1 pseudogene is annotated in these 589 nt (G+C 46.3%); it reads right to left on the reverse strand.

The features are described 5' to 3' along the window. A pseudogene (locus JCM15907_RS11860) lies at positions 1 to 407 on the reverse strand (hypothetical protein); the annotation flags it as partial. Between the last annotated feature and the right edge of the window lie 182 nt (positions 408 to 589).

Here is a 589-nt window from a genome sequence, read left to right on the forward strand (position 1 = left end):
TCCGAGACGAAGAGGGAGTAAGCATCGCCCTCTTTACTTCTCCTCATCGGAGTCAATATCCCATTTTCCCAAAGCACGGCATTCCTTCTGCCGTTATACTCCTCTACTCCTGCCACATAGATATTCTTACCCGAGACGAAAACGGAACGGGCGAAAGAGGTAATTCCCTTGAGCGGTAGCGTCGAAGGCACTCCATTCACCCAAAGCGTAGCTTTATTATCTATGTGTCCTGCCACGTAAACGTCGTAGACATACTCCTTGGGCTTAGGGTCAGGGCGGGGATTGGGGCGTGGGTCGGGAATTGGCGTGGGAGGAGGAGGTGGTGGAGCGGGGTCATCACGCTTACAACCTATCGCCAGTACTGTCATAAAGGCGAAGGCAATACATACAAACTTTGACTTTCTCATACTGATATTACAATTATACGTTACTAATTAAAACCATTCATCTATCTCTTTATTCCGAAGTCTTATCTGGATTTCCATTCCCAAAGCAGGGTAAAAAAGATGGAGAGACTCCGAATACAACCTAAACCATTACAACGCTTTGTAAACTATTGTTACTGCGAATGTAGCACTTTATCGGCAAG

Source organism: Porphyromonas gingivicanis JCM 15907, from assembly GCF_000614585.1.
Taxonomy (GTDB): domain Bacteria; phylum Bacteroidota; class Bacteroidia; order Bacteroidales; family Porphyromonadaceae; genus Porphyromonas; species Porphyromonas gingivicanis.